General features: G+C 68.7%; 29 protein-coding genes. 15 read left to right on the top strand and 14 right to left on the bottom strand.

The features are described 5' to 3' along the window. Nucleotides 1-9: 9 nt before the first annotated feature. Nucleotides 10-834, bottom strand: coding sequence for a crotonase/enoyl-CoA hydratase family protein (locus AC3A6B_RS06785; protein ID WP_487835985.1), 825 nt, complete (start codon nucleotides 832-834; stop codon nucleotides 10-12). A gap of 99 nt (nucleotides 835-933) precedes the next feature. Here AC3A6B_RS06785 and AC3A6B_RS06790 point away from each other — a divergent pair, with 99 nt between their 5' ends. Further along, a complete protein-coding gene (locus AC3A6B_RS06790; protein ID WP_487835986.1) occupies nucleotides 934-1,326 on the top strand; it encodes a DUF488 domain-containing protein in 393 nt (130 codons plus the stop codon). A gap of 92 nt (nucleotides 1,327-1,418) precedes the next feature. Here the strand turns inward: AC3A6B_RS06790 and AC3A6B_RS06795 are convergent, their stop codons facing one another. After that, nucleotides 1,419-2,321, bottom strand: coding sequence for an SDR family oxidoreductase (locus tag AC3A6B_RS06795; protein WP_487835987.1), 903 nt, complete (start codon nucleotides 2,319-2,321; stop codon nucleotides 1,419-1,421). Between the two features lie 104 nt (nucleotides 2,322-2,425). On the opposite strand from AC3A6B_RS06795, the gene AC3A6B_RS06800 reads away from it, so the two are divergent. Further along, nucleotides 2,426-3,295, top strand: coding sequence for a CoA transferase (locus AC3A6B_RS06800; RefSeq protein WP_487835988.1), 870 nt, complete (start codon nucleotides 2,426-2,428; stop codon nucleotides 3,293-3,295). 9 nt (nucleotides 3,296-3,304) lie between these two features. Here the strand turns inward: AC3A6B_RS06800 and AC3A6B_RS06805 are convergent, their stop codons facing one another. Next, on the bottom strand, nucleotides 3,305-4,285 hold the full coding sequence (locus tag AC3A6B_RS06805; RefSeq protein ID WP_487836132.1) for a Bug family tripartite tricarboxylate transporter substrate binding protein: 981 nt from the start codon (nucleotides 4,283-4,285) through the stop codon (nucleotides 3,305-3,307). Nucleotides 4,286-4,386: 101 nt separating this feature from the next. Between AC3A6B_RS06805 and AC3A6B_RS06810 the strand changes: the two genes are divergently transcribed. Both AC3A6B_RS06810 and AC3A6B_RS06815 read left to right on the top strand, forming a co-directional pair. After that, the gene (locus tag AC3A6B_RS06810) at nucleotides 4,387-4,893 is read left to right on the top strand and encodes a hypothetical protein (RefSeq protein ID WP_487835989.1); all 507 of its coding nucleotides are present in this window, start codon (nucleotides 4,387-4,389) and stop codon (nucleotides 4,891-4,893) included. Further along, on the top strand, nucleotides 4,890-6,239 hold the full coding sequence (locus tag AC3A6B_RS06815) for a GAF domain-containing protein (RefSeq protein WP_487835990.1): 1,350 nt from the start codon (nucleotides 4,890-4,892) through the stop codon (nucleotides 6,237-6,239). The genes AC3A6B_RS06810 and AC3A6B_RS06815 overlap by 4 nt, the downstream gene beginning before the upstream one ends. On the opposite strand, the gene AC3A6B_RS06820 is transcribed toward AC3A6B_RS06815, so the two are convergent. Further along, a complete protein-coding gene (locus AC3A6B_RS06820; protein ID WP_487835991.1) occupies nucleotides 6,236-6,952 on the bottom strand; it encodes a hemerythrin domain-containing protein in 717 nt (238 codons plus the stop codon). The genes AC3A6B_RS06815 and AC3A6B_RS06820 overlap by 4 nt on opposite strands. A 144-nt stretch (nucleotides 6,953-7,096) precedes the next feature. Beyond that, nucleotides 7,097-9,196 (bottom strand): esterase-like activity of phytase family protein, encoded by a 2,100-nt coding sequence (locus AC3A6B_RS06825; RefSeq protein ID WP_487835992.1) that lies wholly within the window; start codon nucleotides 9,194-9,196, stop codon nucleotides 7,097-7,099. A 184-nt stretch (nucleotides 9,197-9,380) separates the two neighbouring features. On the opposite strand from AC3A6B_RS06825, the gene AC3A6B_RS06830 reads away from it, so the two are divergent. Then, nucleotides 9,381-9,827, top strand: a complete 447-nt coding sequence (locus AC3A6B_RS06830) for a universal stress protein (protein ID WP_487835993.1) — start codon at nucleotides 9,381-9,383, stop codon at nucleotides 9,825-9,827. On the opposite strand, the gene AC3A6B_RS06835 is transcribed toward AC3A6B_RS06830, so the two are convergent. From AC3A6B_RS06835 to AC3A6B_RS06845, 3 genes are all read right to left on the bottom strand, one after another. Continuing rightward, nucleotides 9,828-10,700, bottom strand: coding sequence for a hypothetical protein (locus tag AC3A6B_RS06835; protein WP_487835994.1), 873 nt, complete (start codon nucleotides 10,698-10,700; stop codon nucleotides 9,828-9,830). It abuts the gene before it with no gap. Between the two features lie 70 nt (nucleotides 10,701-10,770). Beyond that, the gene (locus tag AC3A6B_RS06840; protein WP_487835995.1) at nucleotides 10,771-11,682 is read right to left on the bottom strand and encodes a DMT family transporter; all 912 of its coding nucleotides are present in this window, start codon (nucleotides 11,680-11,682) and stop codon (nucleotides 10,771-10,773) included. A 200-nt stretch (nucleotides 11,683-11,882) separates the two neighbouring features. Continuing rightward, nucleotides 11,883-14,216, bottom strand: a complete 2,334-nt coding sequence (locus tag AC3A6B_RS06845; RefSeq protein ID WP_487835996.1) for a YgiQ family radical SAM protein — start codon at nucleotides 14,214-14,216, stop codon at nucleotides 11,883-11,885. A 162-nt stretch (nucleotides 14,217-14,378) separates the two neighbouring features. Here AC3A6B_RS06845 and AC3A6B_RS06850 point away from each other — a divergent pair, with 162 nt between their 5' ends. Next, nucleotides 14,379-15,332 (top strand): bifunctional helix-turn-helix transcriptional regulator/GNAT family N-acetyltransferase, encoded by a 954-nt coding sequence (locus tag AC3A6B_RS06850; RefSeq protein ID WP_487835997.1) that lies wholly within the window; start codon nucleotides 14,379-14,381, stop codon nucleotides 15,330-15,332. Here AC3A6B_RS06850 and AC3A6B_RS06855 read toward each other — a convergent pair. The 3 genes from AC3A6B_RS06855 to AC3A6B_RS06865 form a co-directional block, all read right to left on the bottom strand. Next, on the bottom strand, nucleotides 15,322-16,104 hold the full coding sequence (locus tag AC3A6B_RS06855; protein ID WP_487835998.1) for a 3-hydroxybutyrate dehydrogenase: 783 nt from the start codon (nucleotides 16,102-16,104) through the stop codon (nucleotides 15,322-15,324). The two genes, AC3A6B_RS06850 and AC3A6B_RS06855, sit on opposite strands and share 11 nt — an antisense overlap. Before the next feature lie 100 nt (nucleotides 16,105-16,204). Further along, nucleotides 16,205-17,413: a DUF3734 domain-containing protein gene (locus AC3A6B_RS06860; RefSeq protein WP_487835999.1), complete on the bottom strand. Its 1,209-nt coding sequence runs from the start codon at nucleotides 17,411-17,413 to the stop codon at nucleotides 16,205-16,207. Between the two features lie 47 nt (nucleotides 17,414-17,460). Beyond that, nucleotides 17,461-17,910 carry a CHRD domain-containing protein gene (locus AC3A6B_RS06865; RefSeq protein WP_487836000.1) on the bottom strand — a complete coding sequence of 150 codons (450 nt, stop codon included), beginning with the start codon at nucleotides 17,908-17,910 and terminating at the stop codon, nucleotides 17,461-17,463. 105 nt (nucleotides 17,911-18,015) lie between these two features. Between AC3A6B_RS06865 and AC3A6B_RS06870 the strand changes: the two genes are divergently transcribed. Then, on the top strand, nucleotides 18,016-18,561 hold the full coding sequence (locus tag AC3A6B_RS06870; protein ID WP_487836001.1) for a DUF924 family protein: 546 nt from the start codon (nucleotides 18,016-18,018) through the stop codon (nucleotides 18,559-18,561). Here AC3A6B_RS06870 and AC3A6B_RS06875 read toward each other — a convergent pair. Continuing rightward, nucleotides 18,558-19,448: a YihY/virulence factor BrkB family protein gene (locus AC3A6B_RS06875; RefSeq protein ID WP_487836002.1), complete on the bottom strand. Its 891-nt coding sequence runs from the start codon at nucleotides 19,446-19,448 to the stop codon at nucleotides 18,558-18,560. The genes AC3A6B_RS06870 and AC3A6B_RS06875 overlap by 4 nt on opposite strands. A 77-nt stretch (nucleotides 19,449-19,525) precedes the next feature. On the opposite strand from AC3A6B_RS06875, the gene AC3A6B_RS06880 reads away from it, so the two are divergent. The 7 genes from AC3A6B_RS06880 to AC3A6B_RS06910 all read left to right on the top strand — a co-directional run bounded on the left by AC3A6B_RS06880 (nucleotide 19,526) and on the right by AC3A6B_RS06910 (nucleotide 23,278). After that, complete coding sequence (locus AC3A6B_RS06880; RefSeq protein WP_487836003.1) at nucleotides 19,526-20,113, top strand: chromate transporter; 588 nt, start codon at nucleotides 19,526-19,528, stop codon at nucleotides 20,111-20,113. Continuing rightward, a complete protein-coding gene (locus tag AC3A6B_RS06885; protein WP_487836004.1) occupies nucleotides 20,110-20,709 on the top strand; it encodes a chromate transporter in 600 nt (199 codons plus the stop codon). The genes AC3A6B_RS06880 and AC3A6B_RS06885 overlap by 4 nt, the downstream gene beginning before the upstream one ends. Before the next feature lie 20 nt (nucleotides 20,710-20,729). Further along, the gene (locus tag AC3A6B_RS06890) at nucleotides 20,730-21,695 is read left to right on the top strand and encodes an aldo/keto reductase (protein ID WP_487836005.1); all 966 of its coding nucleotides are present in this window, start codon (nucleotides 20,730-20,732) and stop codon (nucleotides 21,693-21,695) included. 91 nt (nucleotides 21,696-21,786) lie between these two features. Next, complete coding sequence (locus AC3A6B_RS06895) at nucleotides 21,787-21,957, top strand: SoxR reducing system RseC family protein (RefSeq protein ID WP_139191699.1); 171 nt, start codon at nucleotides 21,787-21,789, stop codon at nucleotides 21,955-21,957. A 120-nt stretch (nucleotides 21,958-22,077) separates the two neighbouring features. Further along, complete coding sequence (locus AC3A6B_RS06900) at nucleotides 22,078-22,515, top strand: Hsp20/alpha crystallin family protein (protein ID WP_487836006.1); 438 nt, start codon at nucleotides 22,078-22,080, stop codon at nucleotides 22,513-22,515. Between the two features lie 13 nt (nucleotides 22,516-22,528). Then, nucleotides 22,529-22,909, top strand: a complete 381-nt coding sequence (locus AC3A6B_RS06905) for an Hsp20/alpha crystallin family protein (protein WP_487836007.1) — start codon at nucleotides 22,529-22,531, stop codon at nucleotides 22,907-22,909. A gap of 57 nt (nucleotides 22,910-22,966) precedes the next feature. Further along, nucleotides 22,967-23,278: a hypothetical protein gene (locus AC3A6B_RS06910; RefSeq protein ID WP_487836008.1), complete on the top strand. Its 312-nt coding sequence runs from the start codon at nucleotides 22,967-22,969 to the stop codon at nucleotides 23,276-23,278. On the opposite strand, the gene rlmB is transcribed toward AC3A6B_RS06910, so the two are convergent. Together rlmB and AC3A6B_RS06920 are read right to left on the bottom strand one after the other, a co-directional pair. After that, a complete protein-coding gene (gene rlmB / locus AC3A6B_RS06915) occupies nucleotides 23,275-24,027 on the bottom strand; it encodes a 23S rRNA (guanosine(2251)-2'-O)-methyltransferase RlmB (RefSeq protein WP_487836009.1) in 753 nt (250 codons plus the stop codon). The genes AC3A6B_RS06910 and rlmB overlap by 4 nt on opposite strands. A 21-nt stretch (nucleotides 24,028-24,048) precedes the next feature. Next, the gene (locus AC3A6B_RS06920) at nucleotides 24,049-24,753 is read right to left on the bottom strand and encodes an ABC transporter ATP-binding protein (RefSeq protein WP_487836010.1); all 705 of its coding nucleotides are present in this window, start codon (nucleotides 24,751-24,753) and stop codon (nucleotides 24,049-24,051) included. 38 nt (nucleotides 24,754-24,791) lie between these two features. On the opposite strand from AC3A6B_RS06920, the gene AC3A6B_RS06925 reads away from it, so the two are divergent. Further along, nucleotides 24,792-25,424, top strand: a complete 633-nt coding sequence (locus tag AC3A6B_RS06925) for an arylesterase (protein WP_487836011.1) — start codon at nucleotides 24,792-24,794, stop codon at nucleotides 25,422-25,424. Nucleotides 25,425-25,468 lie beyond the last annotated feature (44 nt).

The raw sequence follows: 25,468 nt of genomic DNA on the forward strand, positions 1-25,468 counted from the left end.
CGAAAGCGTTCAGGGTTCCGGCACAAAACGCGGCGCTCGCCGCTCGATGTTGGCGCGCACGGCCTCGGTCTGGTTGGCGCTGCCGATCAGCGCTTTCTGTTCGACCGACTCGGCCAGCAGCAGGTCGGCGGCGCTGTGCGCCATCGCCGCGTTCAAGAGCCGCTTGCCGGCGCGGATCGCATCCGGACTCTTCTGCGCGATCTCGCGCACCATCTGCAAGGCATCGGCCAGCGGATCGGCCGACACCCGCGTCGCGAAGCCGAGCGCCACGGCCTCCTCGCCCGAGAAGATGCGGCCGGTAAAGGTGAGCTCGCGCACCACGTCGGTCCGCGCCAGCTCGCGCATCAGCACCATGCCGCCCATGTCGGGCACCAGGCCCCACTTGATCTCCATCACGGACAGCCTGGCGTCCGGCGCGACCAGCCGCACGTCGGCTGCCAGCGCGACCTGAAGCCCGCCGCCGAAGGCCACGCCGTGGACCGCGGCGATCACCGGCACCGGCACTTCGCGCCAGACCATCGCCACCTGCTGCGCGGCATTGGCAATGCCGTGCGTGCGCGCAAGCAGGTCTGCGGCGGCGCCCGATCCGATGACGCCGCTCGCGCCGCCCTGCCCCATGCGCTCGAAGGACTGCATGTCGAGTCCGGCGCAGAAGGCCTTGCCGCGGCCCGCAAGCACCACCGCGCGCACGCGCGTGTCGTCGCGAAGCCGCGTGCCGGCATCGATCAGCGCATCGAACATCGCGGGGTCGAGTGCGTTCATCTTGTCGGCGCGCGAGAGCTGGAGTTCGACCACGCCGTCGGCGTGGCGGATCGTTTCGATGCGGTCGTTCATTGGATGTCTCCGGGTTCGGTCCAAAGCAAGTATCGATGCCGAGCGATGATGGCGGCTGTCACCTAGCCAACAATACCGTCCTTCCAGGAGGAAACGCCCATGGCCATCCGCATCGTTCGCCTCGGCTCCGAACGCGCACCCGACGAGGGCCTGCGCATCGGCACCGTGCGCCGCCCACCGCGCGGCGTGCCGAAGACCGAGTTCGCCTCGCAGAACTGGTACGACGTCTGGTACCCGAACCTCGCGCCCTCGGTCGAGACCATGAAGATCGCTCAGGCCGCCGAAACGCCGGCTCAGTGGGCTGCCTTCGGCCGCAAGTTCAAGAGCGAGATGGCCGAGGCCGACGCCAGCCGCAGCCTCGACCTGCTGGCCGCGCTGTCGCACCAGAGCGCGTTCTCGATCGGCTGCTATTGCGAAGACGAAGCGCACTGCCACCGTTCGTTCTTGCGCGAACTGCTGGCCGAGCGCGGCGCCAAGATCATGAAAACCTAAGGCGGCCGCCGCCGGGCTGCCCCAAGGCGGCCGCGCCTCCCTCTCGGGGGGTGGAGTTACACGCAGCGAAGCGCAGTGAACAGCCGGGGGCCTTATCTCTGGGCCTTGTCTTTCTGGTTCTGCGCCTCGATGCGCTCGCGCGCCTCCTGCCAGTCGGCATCGCTCCACTGCCGCAGCTCGTAGAAGTTGCCGCCGGTCGCCAGCGCGTTGCCGCCGTCCATCATGATGCTCTGGCCGGTGAGCCAGTCGCACTGGCCCGGCGCCATCAGGAAGGCCGCCAGGTTCTGCAGTTCGCTCATCTGCCCGGTGCGAGCCATCGGGTTGTTGGCCTTGCTGCGCGCGCCGGGCTCCTCACCCGGATTCAGGCGCTTGCTCATGCCCTCGGTGGGGATCTCGCCGGGTCCGACGGCGTTGAGCCGCACGCCGTAGCGCGCCCATTCGATCGCAAGCGACTTGGTCATCACCTCCACGCCGGCCTTGCTCATCGCCGAGGGCACCACGTAAGGACTGCCGTTGTCGACCCAGGTCACGATGATGCTCATGACGCTGCGGTACGGATCGCCCGCCTTCCACTGCCCCGCCTTGGCCTCGGCGATCCAGCGCTTGCCGATGGCCTGGGTGACGTAGAAGCTGCCATGGAACACGATGTTGGCCACCGCGTCGAAAGCGCGCGGCGACAGGCTCTCGGTCGGCGCGACGAAATTGCCGGCCGCGTTGTTGACGAGCCCGGTCAGCCCGCCCGATTGCCAGAGCGCCTCGACCATCTCCTCCACGCTCTGCGCGTTGCGGATGTCGACACCGAAGGCATCGATGCGCCGCCCCGGGAATTGCGTGCGCCATTCGGCCGCCGTCTCCTCGACGACCGCCTGGCGCCGGCCGCAGATCGCGACATCGGCACCCAGGCCCAGGAAGCGTTCGGCCATCGCCCGGCCGAGGCCGGTGCCGCCGCCGGTCACGAGAATGCGCCGTCCGGCCATGAGATCGGATTGGTACATGTGGGTCTCCTTGTCTGGTGGTTGAGGGGCTGTGCAAGCCGCATCGTAGAGCGGCCGGCCCGAGCCGGTAAGCTCCCAAGGTGACACCGCCCAGGACATCCCACATGCCGACTTCCCCTTCCTTCGCACCGCTCGCCGGCGTGCGCGTGCTGAGCCTCGCGCTCAACCTGCCCGGCCCTGCCGCGCTGCTGCGCTGCCGCGCCATGGGCGCCGCCTGCGTGAAGTTCGAGCCGCCGGGGGGCGACCCGATGGGCCACTACAACCAGGCCGCTTACGCCGCGCTGCACGAGGGCGTCGACGTCCGGACCGCCGACCTCAAGACGGAGGCCGGCCAGGATCAATTGCATCGCGCGCTGGAAGAAACCGATGTGCTGCTGACTTCGTTTCGCCCTTCGGCCCTCGTCAAGCTGGGCCTGGGCTGGGAAGCGCTGCAAGCGCGCCATCCGGCGCTCTCGCAGGTGGCGATCGTCGGCGCGCCCGGCGCGCGCGCCGAGGCGCCGGGCCACGACCTCACCTACGTGGCAGAAAGCGGCCTCGTCACCGGCACCGAGCTGCCGCCCACGCTCTATGCCGACATGGGCGGTTCCGTGCTCGCGAGCGAGGCGGTGCTGAAGGCCCTGCTCCATACCCGCGCCGCGCCGGGGACGGGCGTGTACCTCGAAGTCGCACTCAATGCCGCGGCAGACTGGCTCGCGCTGCCGCGCACCTGGGGCCTGACCCGGCCCACGGGCGCGGTCGGCGGCGCGCATGCGGGCTACCGCGTCTACGCCTGTGCCGACGGCCGCGTCGCGGTGGCTGCGCTGGAGCCGCATTTCGCCGCGCGTCTCTGCGAAGCGGCCGGCGTGGCATCGCACGACATGATGGCGCCCGCCACCCGCGAAGCCCTGGCAGCCTGGCTGCGCACGCGAACGCGCGCCGAGCTGGAGGCGATGGCCAGCGAGCGCGACGTGCCTCTGCTCACGCTGGCGGACTAGGGCCCTTGTTCAGAGCTTGATCCCCGCCCCTTTCACCGCCGGGCCGAGCACGCCCACTTGCTCTTTCACGAAGCTCTCGAAGCGGGCCGCGCTCTCCGACTTGCCGACGATGCCCAGCTCGACCAGCTTCTTCTGCACCTCGGGCATCAGCAGCACCTCGTTGCAGGCACCGTTGAGCTTGGCGACCATGTCCGCGGGCAGCTTCGCCGGACCGCTGAGTCCGAAGAAGTTCTCGAGCACGAGCTTGGGCTGGCCGAGCTCCACCACCGTCGGCACCTCCGGCATGAGCGGCGATCGTGCGCTGCCGGTCACCGCCAACGGCACCAGCTGGCCGCTCTTGAAGAAAGGCACGTAGGCGGTGATGACGTCGATGCCGATCGGGATCACATCGGCGATCAGATCGGTCGTCATCGGCGCGCCGCCGCGGTAGGGCACGTGCACCAGGTTGGCGCCGGTGGTCTTCTTGATCAGCTCGCCGTGGATGTGGCCGATCGATCCGGGACCGCCCGAGCCGAAGTTCAGCCGCCCTTCCTTGCGTGCCCGCGCCTCGAGCCCGCCATAGCTCGCGATGCCCGAGGGCTTGCTCGCCATGATCACCAGGGGCGCCGAGCCCAGGTAGGCGACGTGCGTGAAGGCCTGCAGCGGATCGTAGGGCTGCTTCTCCAGCGTGAATGGCCCGAGCGCGATCGGCGTCGTGTTCGAGAGCATGAAGGTGTAGCCGTCGGCCGGCGCAGCAGCGACCAGCGCGCCGCCGATGGTGCCGCCGGCGCCGGGCTTGTTGTCCACCACGAAGGGCTGGCCCAGCTTCTTGCCGAGCTGCTCGGCCATCACGCGCGCCAGGATGTCGCTCGAGCCGCCGGGCGGAAAGGTCACGATGATCTTGATCGGCTTGTCGGGCCACTGGGCCAAGGCCGGCAGCGCCAGCGAGGCAGTGCCGGCGCCCAGCCATTGGAGCGCAGCGCGGCGCGTGGGGCGTGTGGTGATGGTCATGATGGTCATGGCGCTTCCAAGCAAAAGCGATGCCCGCGCGCAAATCGCGCGGCGAAGCGCCGCTTTGAACCACAATCCCCTCTCCTCCCCAGCTCCTTTTCATGGCCGCTGACCCTCCACCGCTGCTGAACCCCGAGCACATCGCGATGATCGGCAAGGGCGTGTCCGCCATCGTGGCTTCGCGCAACGCTGCGCTTCGCCCGAGCCTGATGCGCGCCGTCGGCACCGGCATCTCGACCGATGGCTCGGAGATCACCGTGTACCTCGCGCGCACCCAATCGCGCCAGCTGCTGCAAGACCTGGCCGCCACCGGCCAACTGGCCGTGGTGTTCAGCGAGCCGCTGAGCCACCGTACCGTGCAGGTCAAGTCCAAGGCGGTGCGGCTTCGCGCGGCCGACGAGAGCGACCTCCCCTTGCTGCGCCGCTATCTGGCCTCGATGGAATACGAAGTCGCCTGCGTGGGCTTCGACGCGGTCTTCGTGCGCGCGATGCTCGCCTGCGAGCTCGGCGACGTGGTGGCCGTGAGCTTCCGTCCCGACGAGGCCTACGACCAGACGCCGGGCCCGCGCGCGGGCAGCGCCCTGCCCGCCTCGTCCACTGCACCATGACTGGCGCTGCGCCTTCCTTGCCCGAGATCCGCGCCTGCTTCGAGGGCGCCATCCCGGCCATGATGGCGACTTGCGCCGAGGACGGCACGCCGAACGTGGCCTACATCTCGCAGGTCTACTACGTCGACGAGCGCCATGTCGCGCTGTCCTTCCAGTTCTTCAACAAGACGCGCCGGAACATCCTGGCCAATCCGCACGGCAGCGTGCTGGTGATGGATCCGGTCACGGCCGGCTTCTACCGGCTGCAGATGCGCTACCTGCGCACCGAGACCGGGGGCCCGCTGTTCGAAGGCATGAAGGCGCAGCTCGCGGGCATCGCCTCGCACTCGGGGATGGCGGGCGTGTTCCGCCTGCTCGGCTCCGACGTCTACGAGGTCGAAGCCATCGAGCGCCTGGAAGGCGCCTCCCTGCCGGCGTCGCCGCGCCCAGGCCTGCTCGCCGGCGTGCGGCGCGCTGCCGAACGCCTGGCCGCCTGCGGCGCGACCGACGAGCTTCTGCAGGCGGTGCTGGCCGCGCTCAACGACCACCTGGACATCCGGCATGCGATGGTGCTGATGCTCGACGCGGCGGCGCAGCGCCTCTACGCAGTGGCGAGCTGCGGCTACGCGACCTCCGGTGTCGGCTCCGAGATCGAGATCGGCCACGGCGTCATCGGCGTAGCCGCGCGCGAACGCACGCCGGTGCGCATCAGCCATATGACGAACGCCGCCGCCTACAGCCACGCGGTGCGCAGCAGCATGCGCGAGAGCGAGCCCGGCCTCGCGCTCGACACCGAGATCCCCTTCCCCGGCCTGTCCGAGCCGCACAGCCAGCTGGCCGTGCCCATCCTCTCGGCCGGGCGGCTGCTCGGCGTGCTGTTCGTCGAGAGCCCGCTGGACATGCGCTTCGGCTTCGAGGACGAGGATGCGCTGGTCGCGATCGCCGGCCATCTCGGCGCGGCGCTCGATCTGCTGCACACCGTGGCCGAGCCCGCGGCGCCCGAGGAGCCCGTGGCGGCGGCTGCGCCCTCGGCCAGCGGCCCGCCCTTCCCGGTGCGGCACTACCTCGCCAACAACAGCGTCTTCGTCGGCGAGCGATACCTGATCAAGGGCGTGGCCGGAGCCATCCTCGGCAAGCTGCTGCGCGAGCACGCGCAGCAGGGCCGCTCGGAGTTCACCAACCGCGAGTTGCGGCTCGACCCGGCCATCCGGCTGCCCGACCTTTCGGACAACCTCGAGGCGCGCCTGGTACTGTTGCAGCGCCGCCTGGTCGAGAACTGCCCGTACATCCGCATCGAGAAGACCGGGCGCGGCCGCTTTCGCCTGCGCATGGACCGGCCGGTCGCGCTCGAAGAGATCCCTGCTTAGGCGGCAGGCAGGCCCAAGCTCGCGCTGAGCTTGGCCCATTCGCGTTCGCTCAGGTGCGGGCGCACCACATCGAGTGCAGCCGCGAAAGCCGGCGCCGGCGCATGCGCGCGCATGTCGGCCAGCATGCCGGCACGCTCGGCGGGGTTCATGAAAGGCACCAGCCAGCGCAGCACGAACATCATCTCTTCGGGCGGGATCGATGCCACCAGCGCGTTGTGGATCTCGATCAGCTCGGCATCGGTGTAGCGCGCCCAGAGCACCGCGTTGTGCGCCGTTTCCTCCACGTGCATGTGCTCGAAGTTGTGGGCGACGAAGAGCGAGAGCGCCCGGTACAGCGCGAGCGCGCCGGCCGCCCGGTTCGCCGCGCTGTCTTGCACCAGCGCGGTGGTCTGGTTCGCGAGCACCGCGATCTCTTCCTCGTGCTGGGCATGCTCGTGGGCGATCTGGCCGCTGGCGCCGGGTGCACGGGCCTCCATGGCAGCATGCACGAACTCGTTCTCGTGCCGCAGGTGCGAGCGGCAGAAGTCGAGCAGCTGCATCACGCGCTGCGCAACCTGCGCCACTTCGAGCGCATCGTCGCTGTCCATCCGCCCAACGGCCAGCAGGGTGTCGGCCATCAGCGCGCGCAGCGCCTTGTGGATGCCGGCGTAGAGGTCGACGCGAGGCATGGCCGCCTGGGCGACGTTGCGCATCTCGCGCTGATCGATGTTCATGGGTTGTCCTTCCTTGCGGTGCAGCGGCCGGTGCACCATGCACCGGCCTGCTGGAAAAGAAGTCTAGGAATCCGAGGCCCGCGGCGCCGCTAAGAATTGCTTAAGCAATCCCTCACGAAACCTTAAATTTCGCGAGGCCGGGCTTCAGGGCGCCGGAAGCCGCAGCTCGCCGAGCTTGCGCTCGAAGCGCAGCAGCCAGATGCGCGTCGGCCGCTCCAGATCGCTGCCGCGCGTGATGCGGGCACCGACCACACCGGCAGGGCAGCCGCTGACGATCGCGCCGGCGGCATCGACGGTGCAGTCTTCCATGCTGCCGGCCACGCGCTGGCCGTTGGCGTCCAGCAGCATGGTGCCGAGGCCGAAGTCGTTGTCGTTCACCAGCGCCAGCGTGTTCTCGTCCACCAGCGTCAGGCCCTCGGCCTTCTCGGCCAGCCAGCCGAGCGCGTTGAGGTCGAGCAGCTCGGTCTTCTTCATCTGCACCACGGTGGACCAGTCGGCCGCGCCCGACACCGTCTGCGTGATGCTGCTGATCTCGAGGTTGTGGTCCAGCGCCGCGATATCGGTCGCGTCGGCCGGAATCTCGACCAGCATCAGCTTGTTGAACACCTTGGCGTCGCTCTTGCGCGCGCCCTGCTCGATCACGATGAAGAGCCCGCCGCCCAGGCTCACCATGTCGCCGAGCTTGGCGTTGCCGGTGCGGTCCTTGTCGTACTGGCTGCCGTCGATCGGATAGGCGTACATCTTCGACGTCTCGGTGACCGGGTCGAACTCGAGCCAGCGTGCGAACTTGGCGATGTGGCGCACGTCGGTGTTGCTGCCGCCGGGCGGCCTGGCCTTGATGGACTTGCCGGCGCCGTCCTTCGGGTCGATCGGGCTCTGCAGGAAGCCGTGCAGCTTGCCGCTGGCCGCGTCCAGCGCAAGGCCTTCCATGCCACGGTTGGGCCGCCGCTGCGAGAGCACCGCGGGCAGGTCCGCGGCGCCTGCGCCGGGGCCGTACTTCTTCTCGACCACGCCGGTGGCGATGTTGATGCGCGCGATGAAGGGGCCGTACTCGTCGCTGGTCCACAGCACGTTGCGGGCCTTGTCGAGCACCATCGTCTCCGGGTCGAGGCCGTTGGCATCGAAGCCGGCCTTGGCGGCGTCGAACACGTAGTTCTCGGTCAGCGGCGTCTCGCCGGTGGAACCGACGCCCGACTGCGGCGGCAGGCCGGTGAGCTTGCGCGCGGCATCGAGCCTGAGCGGCGTGCTCGACTGCAGCACCGCACCGCTCTTGCCGACCGCGACGACGCCGAAGCTCGGCGCAAAGGACGGCGCCGGGAACACCTTGCTGATGTTGGTCGCGCCGCCGCCGCCGGGCACGGGCGCCGTCGGGCCGTCGCCGTTGGGGCCGCGATCGGTGATGGCATAGAACTCCAGCGCGCCGTCGGCCGCCGTGCCCTTGAAGGCCAGGCCCGAGCCGTAGGCCGGCAGGAAGCCGCCGGCGAAGTCGGCGCGGGTCTTCTCGTTGCTGCCTTCGTAGGGCACGTGGAACTTCTTGTCGGCCTGCAGCTGGTGGCGCGTGACCTTCACCGCGATGCTGCCGAGGGCGTTGGTCTGTGTCGAAGCTTCGGTCACCGGCGTGCCCAGGCTGGCGGCCAGCGTGCTTTCGAAATGCTCGCGCGCCAGCAGGCGGCGGCCGGCATCGACCACGCGTGCGCTGTAAGGGCTGGGCAAGGCCGCGAGCAGCGTGCCGAGCTTAGCATCGAAGGCGCCGGCGTCGGCATCGAAATCAAGCACGCCGGCGGTGAGCGCCGCCTTCAGCGCATCGGTGAGCTTGATGCCGTTGGAAGGATCCCCATCCTCGTCGAAGCTCTGCAGCGCGAACAGGCGATTGACCACCTTGTCGGCCTTCACATCGGCCGCCGTGGCTTGCAGGTTGGCCAGCGCGAGCGGCGTGATCGCGGCACCGCAGCTCGCGCTGCCGAGCACGAGCGCACCGAGGCTGAAGCGCACCGTCTCGCCTTCCTTGCACACGAACTCGCCCTTGGCGGAGGTGACGGCCTTGGCGGACGAGCCGGCCACGTAGTCCAGGCCTTCGACGGCGGAATCGAGGAACACGCCGGTGACGCTCTTAGCAGCGGGCGGTGCATCTCCACCGCTCGACGACGGCGCGAAGCCGCCACCGCCTCCCCCGCCCCCGCATGCCGCCACCACCACGCCGGCAGCCATCGCTGCCAGCCACCCCATCCTCGATCGCTTGTTCATTCTTGTTCCTGCTGGTTCGGCCCGCGCACCGTGCGCGAGCCCCGGGGATTAAGGCGAAGCTTTGTGACGCTGCGGTGAAACGCTAGGCTGGCCCATCTAGAACACGCCAGATGCCTTGCCCGGCGCGGGCCAGCGCATTAATCTGCAAGCAGGGGCGGGGCCCCTCCCGCCCGGGAGATCCGCCATGTATGAACGCATACTCGTCGCCACCGACGGTTCCGAGCTCTCGGAACAAGCCGTGACCAGCGCGATCGACCTGGCCATCCTGATGAAAGCCGAACTGGTCGCCGTCAAGGTGGTGCACCACTACCCCACCGGCTACTTCGAAGGCTCGCTGCTGCTGAACCAGATGGAAGTCACGCGGCTGCAGGAGCAGGCCGATGCCGAAGCGCAGCGCGTGGTCGATGCGGTGAAGGAAAAAGCACTCGCCAAGGGCGTCGAGAACACCAAGGCCGTCGTGATGAAGTCCGAGCTGGTCTCGGAAGCCATCATCGAGGCCGCTCGCAACTTCCACTGCGACCTGATCGTCATGGCCTCTCACGGCCGGCGCGGCATCAAGCGCCTGCTGATGGGCAGCGAGACGCTGCACGTGCTGACGCACTCGCACACGCCGGTGCTGGTGCTGCGCTGATCAGCGCACGGCGCCGGAGTCGCGCTGACGGTCTTCGTGCTTGTGCGCGAGGTAGGTCGCGAGGTCGACCTCGTGCAACTGCGCCGGATATTGCTCGACGGCCTCGAACCAGCGCTGCAGGCGCTTCTCCGAGCGCTCCGGCGCCGGCACCCCGAGGCCGGCCAGATAGGCATCGAGGGTGAGGAAGTAGCGCATCGCGTTGCGCTCCATCAGGCCGCGCAGTCCGCGGATGTATTCGGGCTGGCCGTCAGGCGTCTTGCCGACCACGGTGAAGCCCACCTTGTGGCTGCCGAAGGTCGCGAGGTAGGCCATGGTGGCGTAGCGCGCCATCATGTTGTGCTCGTAGGCATAGCCGAAGTGAAGGAAGGTCTGGCGCGCACCGAGCGGCGTGGCTTCGAGCATCACGCGGTAGCGGCTGGTGCCGAGCGGCCCGGCCTCCGCCGACAGGTCGACCGCGAGGTAGTCGCGCGCGGCGCTGGCCGTGCGGTGGACGAAGTCGAGCTCGAAGGCCTGCTCCACCGGCTTGTCGTAGCGCCGCACCACGCTGAGCGTGAGCACGTCGCCATCCGGCCGCCGGACCACGCGGCAGCGCCGGTTGTTGATGTGCAGCAGCAGCATCTCGCACCACTGCGACGCGTTGGCGAGTGCGGCGCGCACGTGTTCCAGCGGGTGATCGACCACGGCATAGATATCGCCCTGCAGCCCGTTCTCCGTTTCCACCGATTCCAGATGCATGGGCCGCTTCAGCGGGCTGCGTGCGAGCTGGCCGGCCAGCTTCTGGTGCAGCTCGCGCAAGGCCTGCGCCGAACCCGCCTCTTGCGGGGCCGCCTGCGCGCCCAGCGCCCAGGCGCCCCATGCAATCCACAAGGCCATGCGAGAGGTGCAGCGACACGAAGCGGCCAAAAAGCTGTTCATGGGACCACACCATACAACGGCTTGGCTTTCAGCCTCCGGCGCGCCCGCGCCGCGTGAGGAGCCACATGGCCGCGCCGAGCAGAAGCGCGCCCAGCCACTGGCGCGGCGCGAGCGCCTGCTCGAACAGCCAGGCCGCCAGCAAGGCGGCCACCAGCGGCTCGATCAGCGTGCCGACCACGGCGACCGTCGGTGACAGGCGCCGTGCGCCCCAGGCAAAGGCGAGGTAGGCGACGGAGGTCGTCACCACGCCGGTGTAGCCCACGCCGAGCCATTGCACGGCGCCGGCCGGCCATGTCATGCCGGCCGAGAGCGCGGCAACGAGCATGCACAGCGCCGCCACGCTCATGCCCCAGGCCGATGCGGTGACGGCCGGCACGCGCGCCGGCATGCGCGCATTGCCGATCACAACCAGCGCATAGCAGCAGGCCGAGGCGAAGGACCAGGCCAGGCCCGCCAGGTAGCCTGCGGGCAGCGCGCCGAGACCGGCCGCCGGCCAGACGACCAGCGCGACGCCCGCCAATGCCAGCACCAGCCCCGCCAGCAGCCGAGCGCCGAAGCGCTCGTAGCCGCGCAGCACGGAGACGGCCGCGACGATTGCGGGCGCGCCGCAGATCGAGATCACGGTCGGCAGCGCCGCGCCCAAGTGGGCGATGCCGGCGAACCAGCAGCTCACGTTGAGCGCCATCGCCGCGCCGGTCGCGACGACCTGCCAGCGTTCGCGGTACGCGAGTTCGCGCCATTGCACGCGCGGCATCTCGCGTGCGCGCCAGTGCCACCACCAAAGGAGCGGCAGGCCGAGCGCGAAGCGCGCGAGCGACAGGCTTTGCGGCGCGATGCCGCCTTCGATGAGGAATTGCGCCACCAGCGCACCGCCGCCCCACAAGGCGCCGGCGAGCAGCACACCGCCCCACGCCAGGGCGGCGAACATTCTTTCGTTCATGAAAAGTTCTCCAAGGCCCGCCGCGCGCATTGGCGGCAGGCATCCTTACGCCGGCCGCCCGCGCCCGCAACGAAGGAGCGAAGACGGCCACCCATGTGGGCCTTCAGGCGCAGCGCTCGGGGCGCAACACCTCAGGCCAGGGTCGGCGGAGGGGGAGAACGGTGGATGTGCATCGCACAAATCATAAGGACCCGTGGCGCTCAGCGCGCCTTGCGCACCGGCTTGCCGCGCCCGGCGCCGTTGTCGCGCGGCGGCAGCCCGGTGTGCTGCGTGAGGATGCGGCCCTTGACGGGCTGCACGGGCTTCAGCGCGACCGCAGTCGAGTTCTTGCGCCGTGCGCTCTGGTAGCTGCCGTCGGTCAGCGGCTGATAGGTCGGGATCAGGTGGTGCTTGCCGTTGCCGATCAGGTCGGCGCGGCCCATCTTCTTCAACGCCTCGCGCAACAGCGGCCAGTTGTTGGCATCGTGGTAGCGCAAAAAGGCCTTGTGCAGGCGGCGGCGCTTGTCGCCGCGCACGATGTCCACCGTTTCGCTCTCTCGCGTGATCTTGCGCAGCGGATTCTTGTTGGTGTGGTACATCGTCGTCGCGGTGGCCATCGGCGACGGATAGAAGGTCTGCACCTGGTCGGCGCGGAAGCCGTTCTTCTTGAGCCAGATCGCGAGGTTCATCATGTCCTCGTCGCTGGTGCCCGGATGCGCGGCGATGAAGTACGGGATCAGGTACTGCTTCTTGCCCGCCTCGGCGCTGAACTTCTCGAACATCTGCTTGAACTTGTCGTAGCTGCCGATGCCGGGCTTCATCATCTTGGTGAGCGGGCCCTGCTCGGTGTGTTCGGGCGCGATCTTCAGGTAGCCGCCGACGTGGTGCTGCACCAGTTCCTTCACGTACTCGGGCGACTGCACGGCCAGGTCGTAGCGCAGGCCCGAGCCGATGAGGATCTTCTTGATGCCCTTCAGCGCGCGCGCGCGGCGGTAGATCTTGATCAGCGGATCGTGATTGGTGTTGAGGTTCGGGCAGATGCCGGGGTACACGCAACTGGGCTTGCGACAGGCCGATTCGATCTCGGGGCTCTTGCAGCCGATGCGGTACATGTTGGCTGTCGGCCCGCCGAGGTCGGAGATGGTGCCGGTGAAGCCCTTCACGCTGTCGCGGATCGCCTCGACCTCCTTGATGATCGATTCTTCCGAGCGGCTCTGGATGATGCGGCCCTCGTGCTCGGTGATCGAGCAGAAGGTGCAGCCGCCGAAGCAGCCGCGCATGATGTTCACGCTGAAGCGGATCATCTCCCAGGCCGGGATCTTGGTCGCGCCGTCGTGGCTGCCGTGCTCGTCGGCGTAGCGCGGGTGCGGGCTGCGCGCGTACGGCAGGTCGAACACGTGGTCCATCTCGGCCGTGGTGAGCGGGATCGGCGGCGGGTTGATCCAGACGTCGCGCGCGGTCGTGCCCTCCCCGTGCGCCTGCACCAGCGCGCGCGCATTGCCGGGGTTGGTCTCGAGGTGCAGCACGCGGTTGGCGTGGGCGTAGAGCACGGGGTCGGCACGCACCTGCTCGTAGGAAGGCAGGCGGATCACGGAGCGGTCGCGCGGCGGGACCTTGAGCCTGCCGCGGCTCTGCAAGGCCGGGTTGGGCACGAAGTTCAGCGGCTGGATCGCAGGGTTGACCGAGGCAGCCGCTTCCGCCGCGGCGGCCACGGCTTGGGCTTCGTCTTCCTTCGCACAAGTCGCGCCGTTCGCCTTGGCCTGCTCCGAGACCATGAGGTACGGATTCACATGCGCTTCGACGCGGCCCGGTTCATCGACGCATGTCGAATCGATCTCGAACCAGCCTTCAGGCGTGTCGCGCCGCACGAACGCCGTGCCGCGCACGTCGGTGATCTTCGCCACGGGTTCGCGCGCGGCGAGGCGATGCGCGATCTCGACGATGGCGCGCTCGGCATTGCCGTAGAGCAGCAGGTCGCACTTGGCGTCCACCACGATCGAGCGGCGCACCTTGTCCTGCCAGTAGTCGTAGTGGGCGATGCGGCGCAGCGAGCCCTCGATGCCCCCGAGCACGATCGGCACCTCGTTCCAGGCTTCCTTGCAGCGCTGCGAATAGACGATGGCCGCGCGGTCGGGCCGGCTGCCGCCGACGTCGCCGGGCGTGTAGGCGTCGTCGCTGCGGATCTTCCGGTCCGCGGTGTAGCGGTTGATCATCGAATCCATGTTGCCGGCGGTCACGCCGAAGAACAGGTTCGGCTTGCCAAGCGCCTTGAAAGGCTCGGCGCTGTGCCAGTCGGGCTGCGCGATGATGCCGACGCGGAAACCCTGCGCCTCCAGCATGCGGCCGATCACCGCCATGCCGAAGCTCGGGTGGTCCACGTAGGCGTCGCCGGTGACGATGACGATGTCGCAGCTGTCCCAGCCGAGCGCATCCATCTCCGCCCGCGAGGTGGGCAGAAATTTCGCCGTGCCGAAGCGGGCTGCCCAGTACTTGCGGTAGCTGGAGAGCGGCTTCGCAGCACGCTGGAAGAAGGAGACGTCGACAGGGGCGTTCATCGGGAGGAGGCATGGCGGCAGGACATGCCGCGGTGGCCCGTTTCGGGCAACCGGCGATTTTACGGGTTCGGGGTGGGTCTGTCGCCTAAAGGCCTTGGCGGGTGCGCAGCCCGGGCCATTAGATACTTGCCTTGGTCAACCATTCAATTGACAATGGCAATCATGTCTGTCGAATCACCTCCCTCCTCCGACGTGGCTGCCGTCAAGGCGGTGCGCCAGTTCAACCGCTTCTACACGCGCCGCATCGGCGCCCTCGACCCCTACCTCGGCAGCGACATGTCGCTGACCGACGTGCGCGTGCTCTACGAGCTGGCGCACCGCGAGAGCGCTGTGGCGAGCGAGATCGGCAAGGACCTCAGCCTGGACGGCGGCTACCTGAGCCGCATCCTGCGCCGCTTCGAAAGCGCCGGCTGGCTCTCGCGCGAGACGCATCCGAAGGACGCCCGCCAGAGCCTGCTGCGCCTCACGGAGGCCGGCCATGCGGCCTTCGCGCCGCTGCAGCAGAAGTCGCGCGACGAGGCACGCGCCCTGCTCTCGACGCTGTCGGCACCGCAGCAGCGCCAGCTGATCGATGCGATGCACACGGTGCAGGCGCTAATCGAACCCGCGGCGAACCCGACGTCCAAGCCCCGCACCGCCGTGCTGCGCGACCCTGGCCCCGGCGACATCGGCTGGGTGGTGCAGCAGCATGGCGAGATCTATGCGCGCGAGTACGGCTGGAACAGCGAATTCGAAGCCCTGGTGGCCGAGATCGCGGGCCAGTTCCTGCGCAAGTTCCAACCCGAATGGGAACGCTGCTGGATCGCCGAGCTCGACGGCGAACGCGTCGGCGCCGTGTTTCTGGCGCGCAAGTCGGCCACCGTGGCGCAACTGCGCCTGCTGATCCTCACGCCGCAGGCGCGCGGCCTGGGCCTCGGCGCCCGGCTCACCGACGAATGCATCGCCTTCGCGCGCCTGAAGGGCTACAGGAAGATGGTGCTGTGGACCAACAGTTGCCTGGTCGCCGCGCGCGGCATCTATGCCGCTCGCGGATTCAAGCTGGTCAAGTCCGAGCCCTACGAAGGCTTCGGCCAGCAGCTGGTCGGCGAGACCTGGGAGCTCAAGCTCACTGCATGAACCAGCCGTGGCTCACGACCAGCGACTGCCCTGTGAGCGCATTGGTCGGGAAGGCGGCGAACATCAGCGCCACGCGCGCCACATCGTCGGTGGTGGTGAACTCGCCGTCCACCGTCTCCTTGAGCATCACGTTCTTGATCACCTGGTCCTCGGTGATGCCCAGCGTCTTCGCCTGCTCGGGAATCTGCTTCTCGACCAGCGGCGTGCGCACGAAGCCCGGGCAGATCACGTTGGCGCGCACGCCGTGCCTGGCGCCCTCCTTCGCCACCGTCTTGGCCAGGCCGACCAGCCCGTGCTTGGCCGTGACGTAGGGCGCCTTGAGCAGCGAGGCTTCCTTGGAATGCACCGAGCCCATGTAGATCACGCTGCCGCCGCGGCCCTGTGCGTACATGTGCTTGAGGCAGGCCTTGGTGGTGAGGAAGGCGCCGTCGAGGTGGATGGCCAGCATCCTCTTCCAGTCGGCGAAGCTGAACTCCTCCACCGGATGCACGATCTGGATGCCGGCATTGCTGATCAGGATGTCGATGCCGCCGAAGGCCTCGGCGGCTTTCTCGACGGCCGCATCGACCTGCTCTTCGCTGGTGACATCGACGCCGACGCCGATCGCCTGCGCACCGCTCTCCTCGAGCTCGGCGGCGGTGGCGTCGGCGGCCTGCTTGTTGAGGTCGGCGATCACGATCTTCGCGCCCTCCTGCGCGAACAGAATGGCGATCTCCTTGCCGATGCCGCTGGCCGAGCCGGTGATGAAAGCGACCTTGTCCTTGAGTTGCATGGGATCTCCTTGGGATGAAAGGTGAAGAGACGATGGCGCGTGCAAGCCGCGTGCCTGTGACGCAGCGTGCGCCCGGAGTCTTGGTCGAAGCTGACCAGCGTCAACGCGCGGCCGGAATGGCCGGCACTCGCATCGGACGGCGGACCTTCGGCGCATTGGGCAGGGCCAGGTCGAAGGTGGTCACGCCGTTGGCTTGCGAGGCGGCCTGGAGCCATTCCGGATGCGCCAACGTCGCGCACATATCGCGCATACCGGCCTCCCAGTGCTCGTCGACCGAGGCGCGCGAGAACTCGTAGTCCTTGGAATCGAGCTCGTAGGGCTTGTCGCGGTAGATCAGGTGCACGATCTCGATCGGCTGGTGGGTGAGCTGGGCGCACACGGCGGCCACGCTGGGGTCCTTCTGCAGCGAGGCAGGCAGCCTAGCGATCAGGTCGGCCACCGCCTGCTGCAGGTTCATGTTCGAGGCCATGGCATCGGTGTTCATGCGCGTGCGGCTCGAGTAGGTGATGTCCTTCTGCCGCTCCAGGGTCTCGGCCAGCGTGCGCGGCATGGTGCCGCGGGCGCTGAACAGGTCGACCTGCAGCACCATCAGCGGCTCGCTGCGCGGATGCGTGTCGAGCACGTACTGCAGCGGCGTGTTGGAGACGATGCCGCCGTCCCAGTAGTCCTCGCCGTCGATGTGCACCGGCGCGAAGCCGGGCGGCAAGGCGCCACTGGCCATGATGTGCTCGGGGCCGATGCGCTGCTTCCTGTTATCGAAATAGACCGAGTTGCCGCTGCGCACATTGACCGCGCCGACGCTGAAGCGGATCTCGCCGTCGTTCAGGAGGTCGAAATCCACCAGCCGCTCGAGCGTGGACTTCAAGGGCGCGGTGTCGTAGTAGCTCAGCACCGGCGCTGCACCGCCGAGCAGCAGCGCCGGGCTGCGGCGCGGCGTGAAAAAGCCCGGCACGCCGAACACGGCGGCGGAGGTCGCGCTCCACTGGTTGAACAGCGCACGGTCGCCCCAGCCCGGCGGCAGGCGCTGGGCCGGACCGGAGGAAACGAGGTCCCAGAACTCACGCAGGCGGGCGACGCGCAGTTCGGGCGCGTTGCCCGCGATCAGGGCGGCATTGACCGCGCCGATCGACACGCCGGCCACCCAGTCGAGCGCCTTGTGCTTCTCGAACACGCCGGCATACACGCCGGCCTGGTAGGCGCCCAGTGCGCCGCCGCCCTGGAGCACCAGGGCTTTCTTGGCGGTCGTGATGTCGACGCGGGGGATGGAGGGGCGCGAGACGCGCGAGTTCGTTTTCTTGGCGGCGGGCATGGATCGATTTGACACCATGCGCAGCGCCGCCGCGTCTCGCAGGGCTGCTACATCTTCGGCAGCAGCTGACCGCGGATTTCGCCGCCCGGATTGGCCGCGGTGTGGACGTTGGCGTACCACTTGCCGGCCATGAGGTCGGCCGCCTGGGCCGGCGTCAGCGTCGCCTGGCCCTCGATCGGGCTGGCGGGATTCGCGAAGGGCAGCACGATGCCGGCATTGGCGCCGGCGGAGGCCGGACCGTGGAAGTGCGCCGCGGTGGCGGGACCGCTCAAGCCGGTATAGACGATCTTGTACTTGAGCACATTGGTGTCCTTGTTCAGCCAGGCTTCGGCCAGGCCGCTGCCGCGCGTCATGTTGGGCGGCACCTGGCTGGCCGCGTTCATGCTGCCGCTGAAGCTCGCCGTGTTGGACCTCGACATCATTCCGCAGCCCGCAAGTACCGCGGTCGCGGTGCCGGCCACGAGGGCCATGCGCAAGAGGGTGCCATATCTGTTCATTGCGATCTCCGTCAGTTTCAAGAGCACCCAGCATAGACAGCGCCCGACGCGCAGCGTGTCGGCCACGAGCCCGACTTCGGGGCACCCGATGGCATCATCGAGCCCATGAAAACCCTGCCCACAGCCCACGATGTCGCGACCTTCTGGACCGAGGCCGGACCGAAGCGATGGTTTGCCAAGGACGAGGCTTTCGACGCCGAATTCAAGTCGCGCTTCGAAGCCGCCCACCATGCCGCCGCCGCCGGCGCGCTCGATGCCTGGGCTCTCGATGCCGAAGGCGCGCTCGCGCTCATGGTGCTGCTCGACCAGTTCCCGCGCAACGCGTGGCGCAACAGCGCCCACATGTTCGCCACCGACGGCAAGGCGCGCGCCATCGCGAATGCGGTGATCGACAAAGGCCTGGACCGGCAGGTCGAAGCCGCGCTGCGGCCCTTCTTCTACCTGCCCCTCATGCACTCCGAGTCGCTGGAGGACCAGGAGCGCTCCGTCGCGCTGAACGCCGCGCTCGACGCCAATACGCAGCGCTTCGCGGTGCTGCACCGCGACATCATCGCGCGCTTCGGCCGCTTTCCCCATCGCAACAAGGCACTGGGCCGCGAGACCACGCCGGAGGAGCAGGCGTTCCTCGATGGTGGCGGCTTCGCGGGCTAGGCGCGCGTCGGCGACGAAGGCGCATCGGGTCGCGCGACGCCGCGCAGCGACCCGTACTTGTGCGCGTAGACCCAGGTGAACTCGGCGCCGAGCAGGAAGATCTGCGCCGAGTAGTAAACCCACACCAGCACCACCACCAGCGAGCCCGCGGCGCCGTAGCCCGAGGCCACGCTGCTCTTGCCGATGTACAGGCCGATGAGGTGCTTGCCCACGGTGAACAGCAGCGCCGTGACCGCGGCCCCCACCCACACGTCGCGCCACTGCACGCGTACGCGCGGCATGATCTTGTAGATCATCGCGAAGCCGACGGTCACCATCGCGAAGCTGACGACGAAGTTGACCGCCTGCGCGAGCATCGCCCAGCCGCCGAACACCGGCGCCCACCACTTGCTGAGCGCCGCCAGCGCCGCACTGGCCACCAGCGACACCATCAGCAGGAAGCCGATGCCCATGATCATGCCGAAGGACAGCAGGCGCACGCGCAGCAGGTCCAGCAGGCCCGTGCCGGTGTCGCGCGCGGGGGCGCGCCAGATGCGGTCGAGCGCATCCTGCAGCTCGCCGAACACGGTGGTCGCGCCGATCACCAGCAAGGCGATGCCGATCACCGTGGCGATGATGCCTTCCTTCGGCTTGTTGACGGCCTCCAGCATGCCCTGCACGGCCCGCGCGCCCTGCTCGCCCATGAGGCCCGAGAGCTGCGTCATGATCTCGCCGCGCGCCGCTTCCTGGCCGAATACGAGGCCGGCGACCGAGATCACGATCAGCAGCAAGGGCGCCACCGAGAACACCGTATAGTAGGCCAGCGCCGCGCCCATGCTCGGCGCGTAGTCGGCCTTCCAGGACATGAGCGCCTGCCTGCAGAGATCGAAGAGTTCGCGCGGCTGCATGGCGCGAGTGTCGCAGCATGGGCGGCGCCGGCGTGTCGGCAAACGGCGCGGCCGCTCTGCGCCCATAATCGGGCGCGATGCACCCGGCCCCAACCGATGCGGCGGCACCCCACCGACCGCAACCCCGATCCATCGGCGACCTCTTCGTTTCCTTCACCTGGCTCGCCTTGCAGGGCTTCGGCGGCGTGCTCGCGATCGTGCAGCGCGAGATGGTCGAGAAGAAGCGCTGGCTCACGGCCGACGAATTCCTCGAGGACTGGGCAGTGGCCCAGGTGTTGCCGGGGCCGAACGTCATCAACCTGGCGCTGATGATCGGCGACCGCTACTTCGGCCTGCGCGGCGCCGTGGCCGCGGTAGCCGGCATGCTGGCGGTGCCGCTGGTCGTGATCCTCGCGCTGGCCGTGCTCTACGCCCACTACGCCGGCAACCCGCAGGTGGCCGGCGCCTTGCGCGGCATGGGCGCGGTGGCCGGCGGGCTGATCGCCGCCACCGGCATCAAGCTGATACCGGCGTTGCGCCGGCATCCGCTCGGCTTCGGCGTCTGCCTGGGCTTCGTCGCCCTGGTCTTCGGCGCCATCGCGTTCGCGCGCATTCCGCTCGGATGGGTGCTGCTGGCGGTGGGCGGCGTGGCCTGCGTGTGGACCTGGAAAAAGATCAAAGCATGACCATTGCCATGCACTGGCACGACTGGCTGGCCCTTTTCGGCCAGTACCTCCTGCTGTCGATGCTCTCGATCAGCGGTGCCATCACCACCGTGCCCGACATGCACCGCTACCTGGTCGCCCAGCACGGCTGGCTCAGCGACGCGCAGTTCAGCTCCTCGGTCGCCATCGCGCAGGCCGCGCCGGGCCCCAACGTGCTCTTCGTCGCGCTGATGGGATGGAACGTGGGCCTCAACGCCGGCGGCGGCATCGGCGCCGGCCCGCAGGCCTGGGGGCTCGGCCTGCTCGGGCTCGCGGTCACGATGGTCGGCATCATGCTGCCGAGCACCACGCTGACCTACGTCGCGACGCGCTGGGGCCATCGCAACCGCACGCGGCGCGAGGTGCGCGCCTTCAAGCAGGGCATGGCGCCGGTGGTGGTGGGCCTGCTGATCGCGACCGGCTGGGTGCTCGCCTCCGGTAACCATGGCGGCGGTGCGCCCGCCTGGCACCTCTGGCTGCTCACCGGCGTCGCAGCATTTATCGTCTGGCGCACCCGCATCCATCTGTTGTGGCTGCTCGGGGCCGGCGCGCTGCTGGGCGCACTGGGCTTCGTGTAAGCCTCCCCAAGGAAACATCCATGCAACTTCGCTCCCTCGGCCGCTCCGGCCTTCAAGTCTCGCCGCTGGCCTTCGGCGGCAACGTCTTCGGCTGGACCGTCGACGAGGCGCTCTCGTTCCGGCTGCTCGATGCCTGGCTCGATGCCGGCTTCAACTTCGTCGACACCGCCGACGTCTATTCGAGCTGGGTGCCCGGCCACAGCGGCGGCGAATCGGAAACCATCATCGGCAAGTGGCTGCGCCAGACCGGCAAGCGCAACCGCGTGGTGCTCGCGACCAAGGTCGGCAAGCCGATGGGCGAAGGCAAGAAGGGCTTGTCGCCGGCCTACATCCGCGAGGCGGTCGATGCGTCGCTCAAGCGCCTCAAGACCGATCACATCGACCTCTACCAGTCGCACGACGACGATGCCGAGACGCCCCTGGCCGACACGCTCGGTGCCTTCGCCGCGCTGATCAAGGCCGGCAAGGTGCGCGCCATCGGCGCCTCGAACTACAGCGCGCCGCGGCTGGCGGAGGCGCTCGACGTCGCCGAGCGCGAGGGCCTGCCGCGCTACGAGAGCCTGCAGCCGCTCTACAACCTCTACGACCGCGCCGTGTTCGAGGACACGCTGGAACCGCTGTGCCTCGAACGCGGCGTCGGCGTGATCAACTTCTACGCGCTGGCGGCCGGCTTCCTCACCGGCAAGTACCGCAGCGAGGCCGACGCCGCCAAGAGCGCACGCGGCGCGAACACGACGAAGAAGTACCTCAACCCGCGCGGCCTGCGCATCCTGGCCGCGCTCGACGCAGCCGCCAAGGCGCGCGGCGCGACGCCGGGCCAGATCGCGATCGCATGGCAGATCGCGCGCCCCTCCATCACGGCGCCGATCGCGAGCGCCACCTCGCAGAAGCAGCTCGACGAGCTGGTGGCTGCGGCCAGCCTCGCGCTCGATGCCGAAACCATCGCCGCGCTCGACGCCGCAAGCGCCGAGAGCGCGGCGCGGTAGGCACCCTCCGACATGCATTGGCGGCGCCAGCCGCCGTGCCTGGCCGATTCCCCGGACACACTGGTTCGATCCAAACATCGGAGAAAGAACCATGTCCTTCGCGCTCTACCTGATCGGTTTTCTGATCTTCCTGGCCGGCGTGGCCTGGGGCGCCTCGGTGGCCGGCGTGCCGACGCTCTACATCGGCATCGGTGCGCTCATCCTGCTCGGCATCGGCATCTTCACCGCCGTGGGGCGCACGCGCAGCAAGGATCCTTCCTGAGCGTTTGGCGCTTCGACGCCCTCTTGAAATCCTCGCAGGTCGCTCCTACCTCCTTGACCGGAAGCGCTGGAGGCGTCTCCGGCGCTCCGTTTGTCTCATCAGCCAAATGGAGGTTTCGCCATGTATCGATCCCTGTTTCCGCGCGATCTGTTCGCCGAGATGGATCGCCTGCAACGCGAAATGCAGCAGGCCTTCGATCTGTCTCCGAGCATCCGAGGTTTGGGCCGCGGCGGTTTTCCGGCCCTGAATGTCGGCGGCACGCCGCAAACGGTAGAGATCTACGCCTTCGCACCCGGCATTGATCCGGCCACGCTCGAGATCCAGCTCGACCGCGGCTTGCTGACCATTGCCGGCGAGCGCAAGTCGTTGCTGCCGGAAGACGACTCGCCTTCCACGGTGCACATCCACGAGCGTTTTGCGGGAAGCTTCCGCCGCGTACTCACGCTGCCGGAAGACGCGGATCCGGACGCCGTCGACGCCAAGTACCGCGACGGCATCGTGCACATCACGGTCCAGCGGCGCGCTTCCGCGCAGCCCCGTCGCATCGCCATCCAATGAAGGAGCACTTGCCATGAACGAGCTTGACACCCTCGCCCGCAAGGACAAGGCGGGCTACGGCGAGGCGGCGCTCACGCCGCCGGTGGACGTGGTGGAGGACAACACCGGCATCACGCTCCATGCCGATCTGCCCGGCGTCTCCAAGGACAAGCTGCGGCTCCAGGTGGAGTCCGACACGCTCACCATCGACGCCGAATCGGACCTGAGCGTCCCCGAAGGCCTGCAGTCGAGCCACGCCGAGGTCGGCCTCGCGCGCTTCCACCGCGTCTTCACGCTGAGCAAGGAGCTCGACACCGAGAAGGTGTCGGCCGAGCTGGCCAACGGCGTGCTGACGCTGCGCATCCCCAAGGTGGAGCAGGCGCAGCCGCGGCGCATCGACGTCAAGGTTGCCTGAGCGCCCGGACCGCAGCCGGCGGTCGAGGCGGTCCATGCGGAAGGTTTAAGCTTCCGCATGGATCAATTCGGCCATCGGAGCAGTAAGACCTTGAGCGAGGAAATCATGAATGAGGACGGCGAGGTCAAACGCTTCGTCTATGCGGATTGGGAGATTCGCGTCTGCCTGAGCGCCCTGGGGACCGATGGCCACGCGGCCGGACATGCCGATCTGTGGCGAGAAGGCGCACACCTGTGCCGCGTCGCGCTGTCGGGCCGCTTTGCGGATGAAGCGCAGGCCTGCGACGCGCTGGAACGCAAGGCCAGGGACTGGGTCGACGACTGGCGTTCCCGCGACCACACGGGCAGCACCGGCTTCGTGAGCCTCTAGGCTGGCACGTTTCGCTGCCGCATCGCCTCGTAGAGGCATACGCCGCTCGCGACCGAGACATTGAGGCTCTCGACCGCGCCGGCCATGGGGATGCTCACCAACTCGTCGCAGGTCTTGCGCGTGAGCTGCCGCATGCCCTCGCCTTCGGCGCCCAGCACCAGCGCGAGCGGGCGCTTCAGGTCGCTCTGGTAGAGCGTGCCGGGGGCATCGTCGCTGGTGCCGACGCACCAGATGTTGCGCTCCTTGAGTTCGCCCAGCGTGCGCGCGAGATTGGTCACCATGAAGTACGGCACCGTCTCGGCCGCGCCGCTCGCGACCTTGGCCACGGTGGCATTGATGCCGGCCGCATGGTCCTTGGGGGCGATCACCGCATGCGCGCCTGCCCCGTCGGCCACGCGCAGGCAGGCGCCCAGGTTGTGCGGGTCGGTGACGCCGTCGAGCACCAGCAGCAGGGGCACCGTGCCGGCCGCCTCCAGGCCTTCGAGCAGCTCATCGAGCGAATGGGTCTGCGGGATCGGTTCCACGCGCGCAGCCACGCCCTGGTGGCCGTGGCTGCCGCTCAGCTTGGACAGGCGCAGGCCGTCGGCCTCGACCAGCCGCACGCCGGCCTCCTGGGCCCGGGCGACGAACTGCCGCATGCGCGCATCGCGCCGGCTGGCATCGAACAGCACCTCGATCACCGATTTGGGCGCGGTCTTGATGCGCACGCCCACGGCATGGAAGCCGAAGATCACTTTGGGGGAAGACATGCGGGGATTATCGAGCCGGGCTCAGACCCCGTTCTCGTCCCCGGGGACCACGCGCCCCGCCTCGATCGTGATGCGGCGCTCGCACTGCGCCGCGATGCCGCGGTCGTGCGTGACGAGCACGAGCGTGGTACCGAGCTCGCGGTTGAGGTCGAACATCAGCCGCATCACCTGCTCGCCGGTCGCGAAGTCGAGGCTGCCGGTGGGCTCGTCGGCCAGGAGCAGCGCGGGCTGCACGACGAAGGCGCGTGCCAGCGCCACGCGCTGCTGCTCGCCGCCGGAAAGCACCTTGGGATAGTGGCCCAGGCGCTGCCCGAGGCCGACGCGGCCGAGCATCTCGGTCGCGGCCTTGCGTGCGTCGCGGCGGTCGGCCAGCTCGAGCGGCAGCATCACGTTCTCGAGCGCGCTCAGGTTGCCGAGCAGCTGGAAGCTCTGGAACACGAAGCCGACCTTGCGGGCGCGCAGCGCGGCGCGCTCGTCCTCGTCGATCGCGAACAGGTCTTCGCCCGCCAGCCTCACGGTGCCGCGGGTGGGCGTGTCGAGGCCGGCGACGATCGACAGCAGCGTGCTCTTGCCCGAGCCCGAGGCGCCGACGATGGCGGCCGTCTCCCGGGCGCCCAGCGTGAAGTCGATGTCCTGCAGAATGTCCAGCGTGCCGGCGGAGTCGGTGACAGACTTGAAAACGTGTTCGACGGCAACAATTGCTTCTTCGGATCGGGTGCTGGACATTGAAAGGTTTTCGCGTGGTGAATCGACGTCACTTTATCTTGAGCGCTGCACTCACCGGCAGTGCGGGGTCATGGCTCCATGCCCAGGCCCAGACGGCGGCCGGCAGCAAGCCTGTGATTCTCGTCGTCGGCGACTCGCTTTCCGCCGAATACGGGCTCAAGCGCGGCGAGGGCTGGGTCCCGCTGCTGGAGAAGCGGCTGGCCGAGCAGAAGATCGCCGCCACGGTGGTCAACGCCAGCATCAGCGGCGACACCACGGCCGGCGGCCGGGCCCGGCTCGCCGGCCTGCTCGCCCAGCACAAGCCGACGCACGTGGTGCTGGAGCTGGGCGCCAACGACGCGCTGCGCGGCCTGTCGCTCGCCGGCACCGAAGACAACCTGACGCAGATGACCAAGGCGGCCCAGGCCGCCGGCGCGCAGGTGCTGATCGTCGGCATCCAGGTCCCGCCCAACTACGGCAGCGACTACACGCGCCGCTTCGAAGCAGTCTTCACCAAGGTGGCGGGCAGCACCAAGGCCGCCCTGGTGCCCTTTCTGCTCAAGGGCGTGGCGGACGGTCCCGACGCGGCAGGCCTGTTCCAGGCCGACCGCATCCATCCGACGGCGGCGGCGCAGCCACGCATGCTGGACAACGTGTGGCCGTCGCTGCGCAAGCTGCTCGCCGGCAAGTGACCTGAAAAGGAAAAAGCCGCCGCAGGCCCTGCCCGCGGCGGCTT

The sequence above is a fragment of the Variovorax sp. Soil_C_33 genome (assembly GCF_057656935.1).

What these genes read in the sequence shown, in the direction of transcription:
- AC3A6B_RS06785 (WP_487835985.1), bottom strand. Translation starts at nt 834, where the DNA reads ATGAACGACCGCATCGAAACGATCCGCCACGCCGACGGCGTGGTCGAA.
- AC3A6B_RS06790 (WP_487835986.1), top strand. Translation starts at nt 934, where the DNA reads ATGGCCATCCGCATCGTTCGCCTCGGCTCCGAACGCGCACCCGACGAG.
- AC3A6B_RS06795 (WP_487835987.1), bottom strand. Translation starts at nt 2,321, where the DNA reads ATGTACCAATCCGATCTCATGGCCGGACGGCGCATTCTCGTGACCGGC.
- AC3A6B_RS06800 (WP_487835988.1), top strand. Translation starts at nt 2,426, where the DNA reads ATGCCGACTTCCCCTTCCTTCGCACCGCTCGCCGGCGTGCGCGTGCTG.
- AC3A6B_RS06805 (WP_487836132.1), bottom strand. Translation starts at nt 4,285, where the DNA reads ATGACCATCACCACACGCCCCACGCGCCGCGCTGCGCTCCAATGGCTG.
- AC3A6B_RS06810 (WP_487835989.1), top strand. Translation starts at nt 4,387, where the DNA reads ATGGCCGCTGACCCTCCACCGCTGCTGAACCCCGAGCACATCGCGATG.
- AC3A6B_RS06815 (WP_487835990.1), top strand. Translation starts at nt 4,890, where the DNA reads ATGACTGGCGCTGCGCCTTCCTTGCCCGAGATCCGCGCCTGCTTCGAG.
- AC3A6B_RS06820 (WP_487835991.1), bottom strand. Translation starts at nt 6,952, where the DNA reads ATGAACATCGATCAGCGCGAGATGCGCAACGTCGCCCAGGCGGCCATG.
- AC3A6B_RS06825 (WP_487835992.1), bottom strand. Translation starts at nt 9,196, where the DNA reads ATGAACAAGCGATCGAGGATGGGGTGGCTGGCAGCGATGGCTGCCGGC.
- AC3A6B_RS06830 (WP_487835993.1), top strand. Translation starts at nt 9,381, where the DNA reads ATGTATGAACGCATACTCGTCGCCACCGACGGTTCCGAGCTCTCGGAA.
- AC3A6B_RS06835 (WP_487835994.1), bottom strand. Translation starts at nt 10,700, where the DNA reads ATGGCCTTGTGGATTGCATGGGGCGCCTGGGCGCTGGGCGCGCAGGCG.
- AC3A6B_RS06840 (WP_487835995.1), bottom strand. Translation starts at nt 11,682, where the DNA reads ATGAACGAAAGAATGTTCGCCGCCCTGGCGTGGGGCGGTGTGCTGCTC.
- AC3A6B_RS06845 (WP_487835996.1), bottom strand. Translation starts at nt 14,216, where the DNA reads ATGAACGCCCCTGTCGACGTCTCCTTCTTCCAGCGTGCTGCGAAGCCG.
- AC3A6B_RS06850 (WP_487835997.1), top strand. Translation starts at nt 14,379, where the DNA reads ATGTCTGTCGAATCACCTCCCTCCTCCGACGTGGCTGCCGTCAAGGCG.
- AC3A6B_RS06855 (WP_487835998.1), bottom strand. Translation starts at nt 16,104, where the DNA reads ATGCAACTCAAGGACAAGGTCGCTTTCATCACCGGCTCGGCCAGCGGC.
- AC3A6B_RS06860 (WP_487835999.1), bottom strand. Translation starts at nt 17,413, where the DNA reads ATGCCCGCCGCCAAGAAAACGAACTCGCGCGTCTCGCGCCCCTCCATC.
- AC3A6B_RS06865 (WP_487836000.1), bottom strand. Translation starts at nt 17,910, where the DNA reads ATGAACAGATATGGCACCCTCTTGCGCATGGCCCTCGTGGCCGGCACC.
- AC3A6B_RS06870 (WP_487836001.1), top strand. Translation starts at nt 18,016, where the DNA reads ATGAAAACCCTGCCCACAGCCCACGATGTCGCGACCTTCTGGACCGAG.
- AC3A6B_RS06875 (WP_487836002.1), bottom strand. Translation starts at nt 19,448, where the DNA reads ATGCAGCCGCGCGAACTCTTCGATCTCTGCAGGCAGGCGCTCATGTCC.
- AC3A6B_RS06880 (WP_487836003.1), top strand. Translation starts at nt 19,526, where the DNA reads ATGCACCCGGCCCCAACCGATGCGGCGGCACCCCACCGACCGCAACCC.
- AC3A6B_RS06885 (WP_487836004.1), top strand. Translation starts at nt 20,110, where the DNA reads ATGACCATTGCCATGCACTGGCACGACTGGCTGGCCCTTTTCGGCCAG.
- AC3A6B_RS06890 (WP_487836005.1), top strand. Translation starts at nt 20,730, where the DNA reads ATGCAACTTCGCTCCCTCGGCCGCTCCGGCCTTCAAGTCTCGCCGCTG.
- AC3A6B_RS06895 (WP_139191699.1), top strand. Translation starts at nt 21,787, where the DNA reads ATGTCCTTCGCGCTCTACCTGATCGGTTTTCTGATCTTCCTGGCCGGC.
- AC3A6B_RS06900 (WP_487836006.1), top strand. Translation starts at nt 22,078, where the DNA reads ATGTATCGATCCCTGTTTCCGCGCGATCTGTTCGCCGAGATGGATCGC.
- AC3A6B_RS06905 (WP_487836007.1), top strand. Translation starts at nt 22,529, where the DNA reads ATGAACGAGCTTGACACCCTCGCCCGCAAGGACAAGGCGGGCTACGGC.
- AC3A6B_RS06910 (WP_487836008.1), top strand. Translation starts at nt 22,967, where the DNA reads ATGGATCAATTCGGCCATCGGAGCAGTAAGACCTTGAGCGAGGAAATC.
- rlmB (WP_487836009.1), bottom strand. Translation starts at nt 24,027, where the DNA reads ATGTCTTCCCCCAAAGTGATCTTCGGCTTCCATGCCGTGGGCGTGCGC.
- AC3A6B_RS06920 (WP_487836010.1), bottom strand. Translation starts at nt 24,753, where the DNA reads ATGTCCAGCACCCGATCCGAAGAAGCAATTGTTGCCGTCGAACACGTT.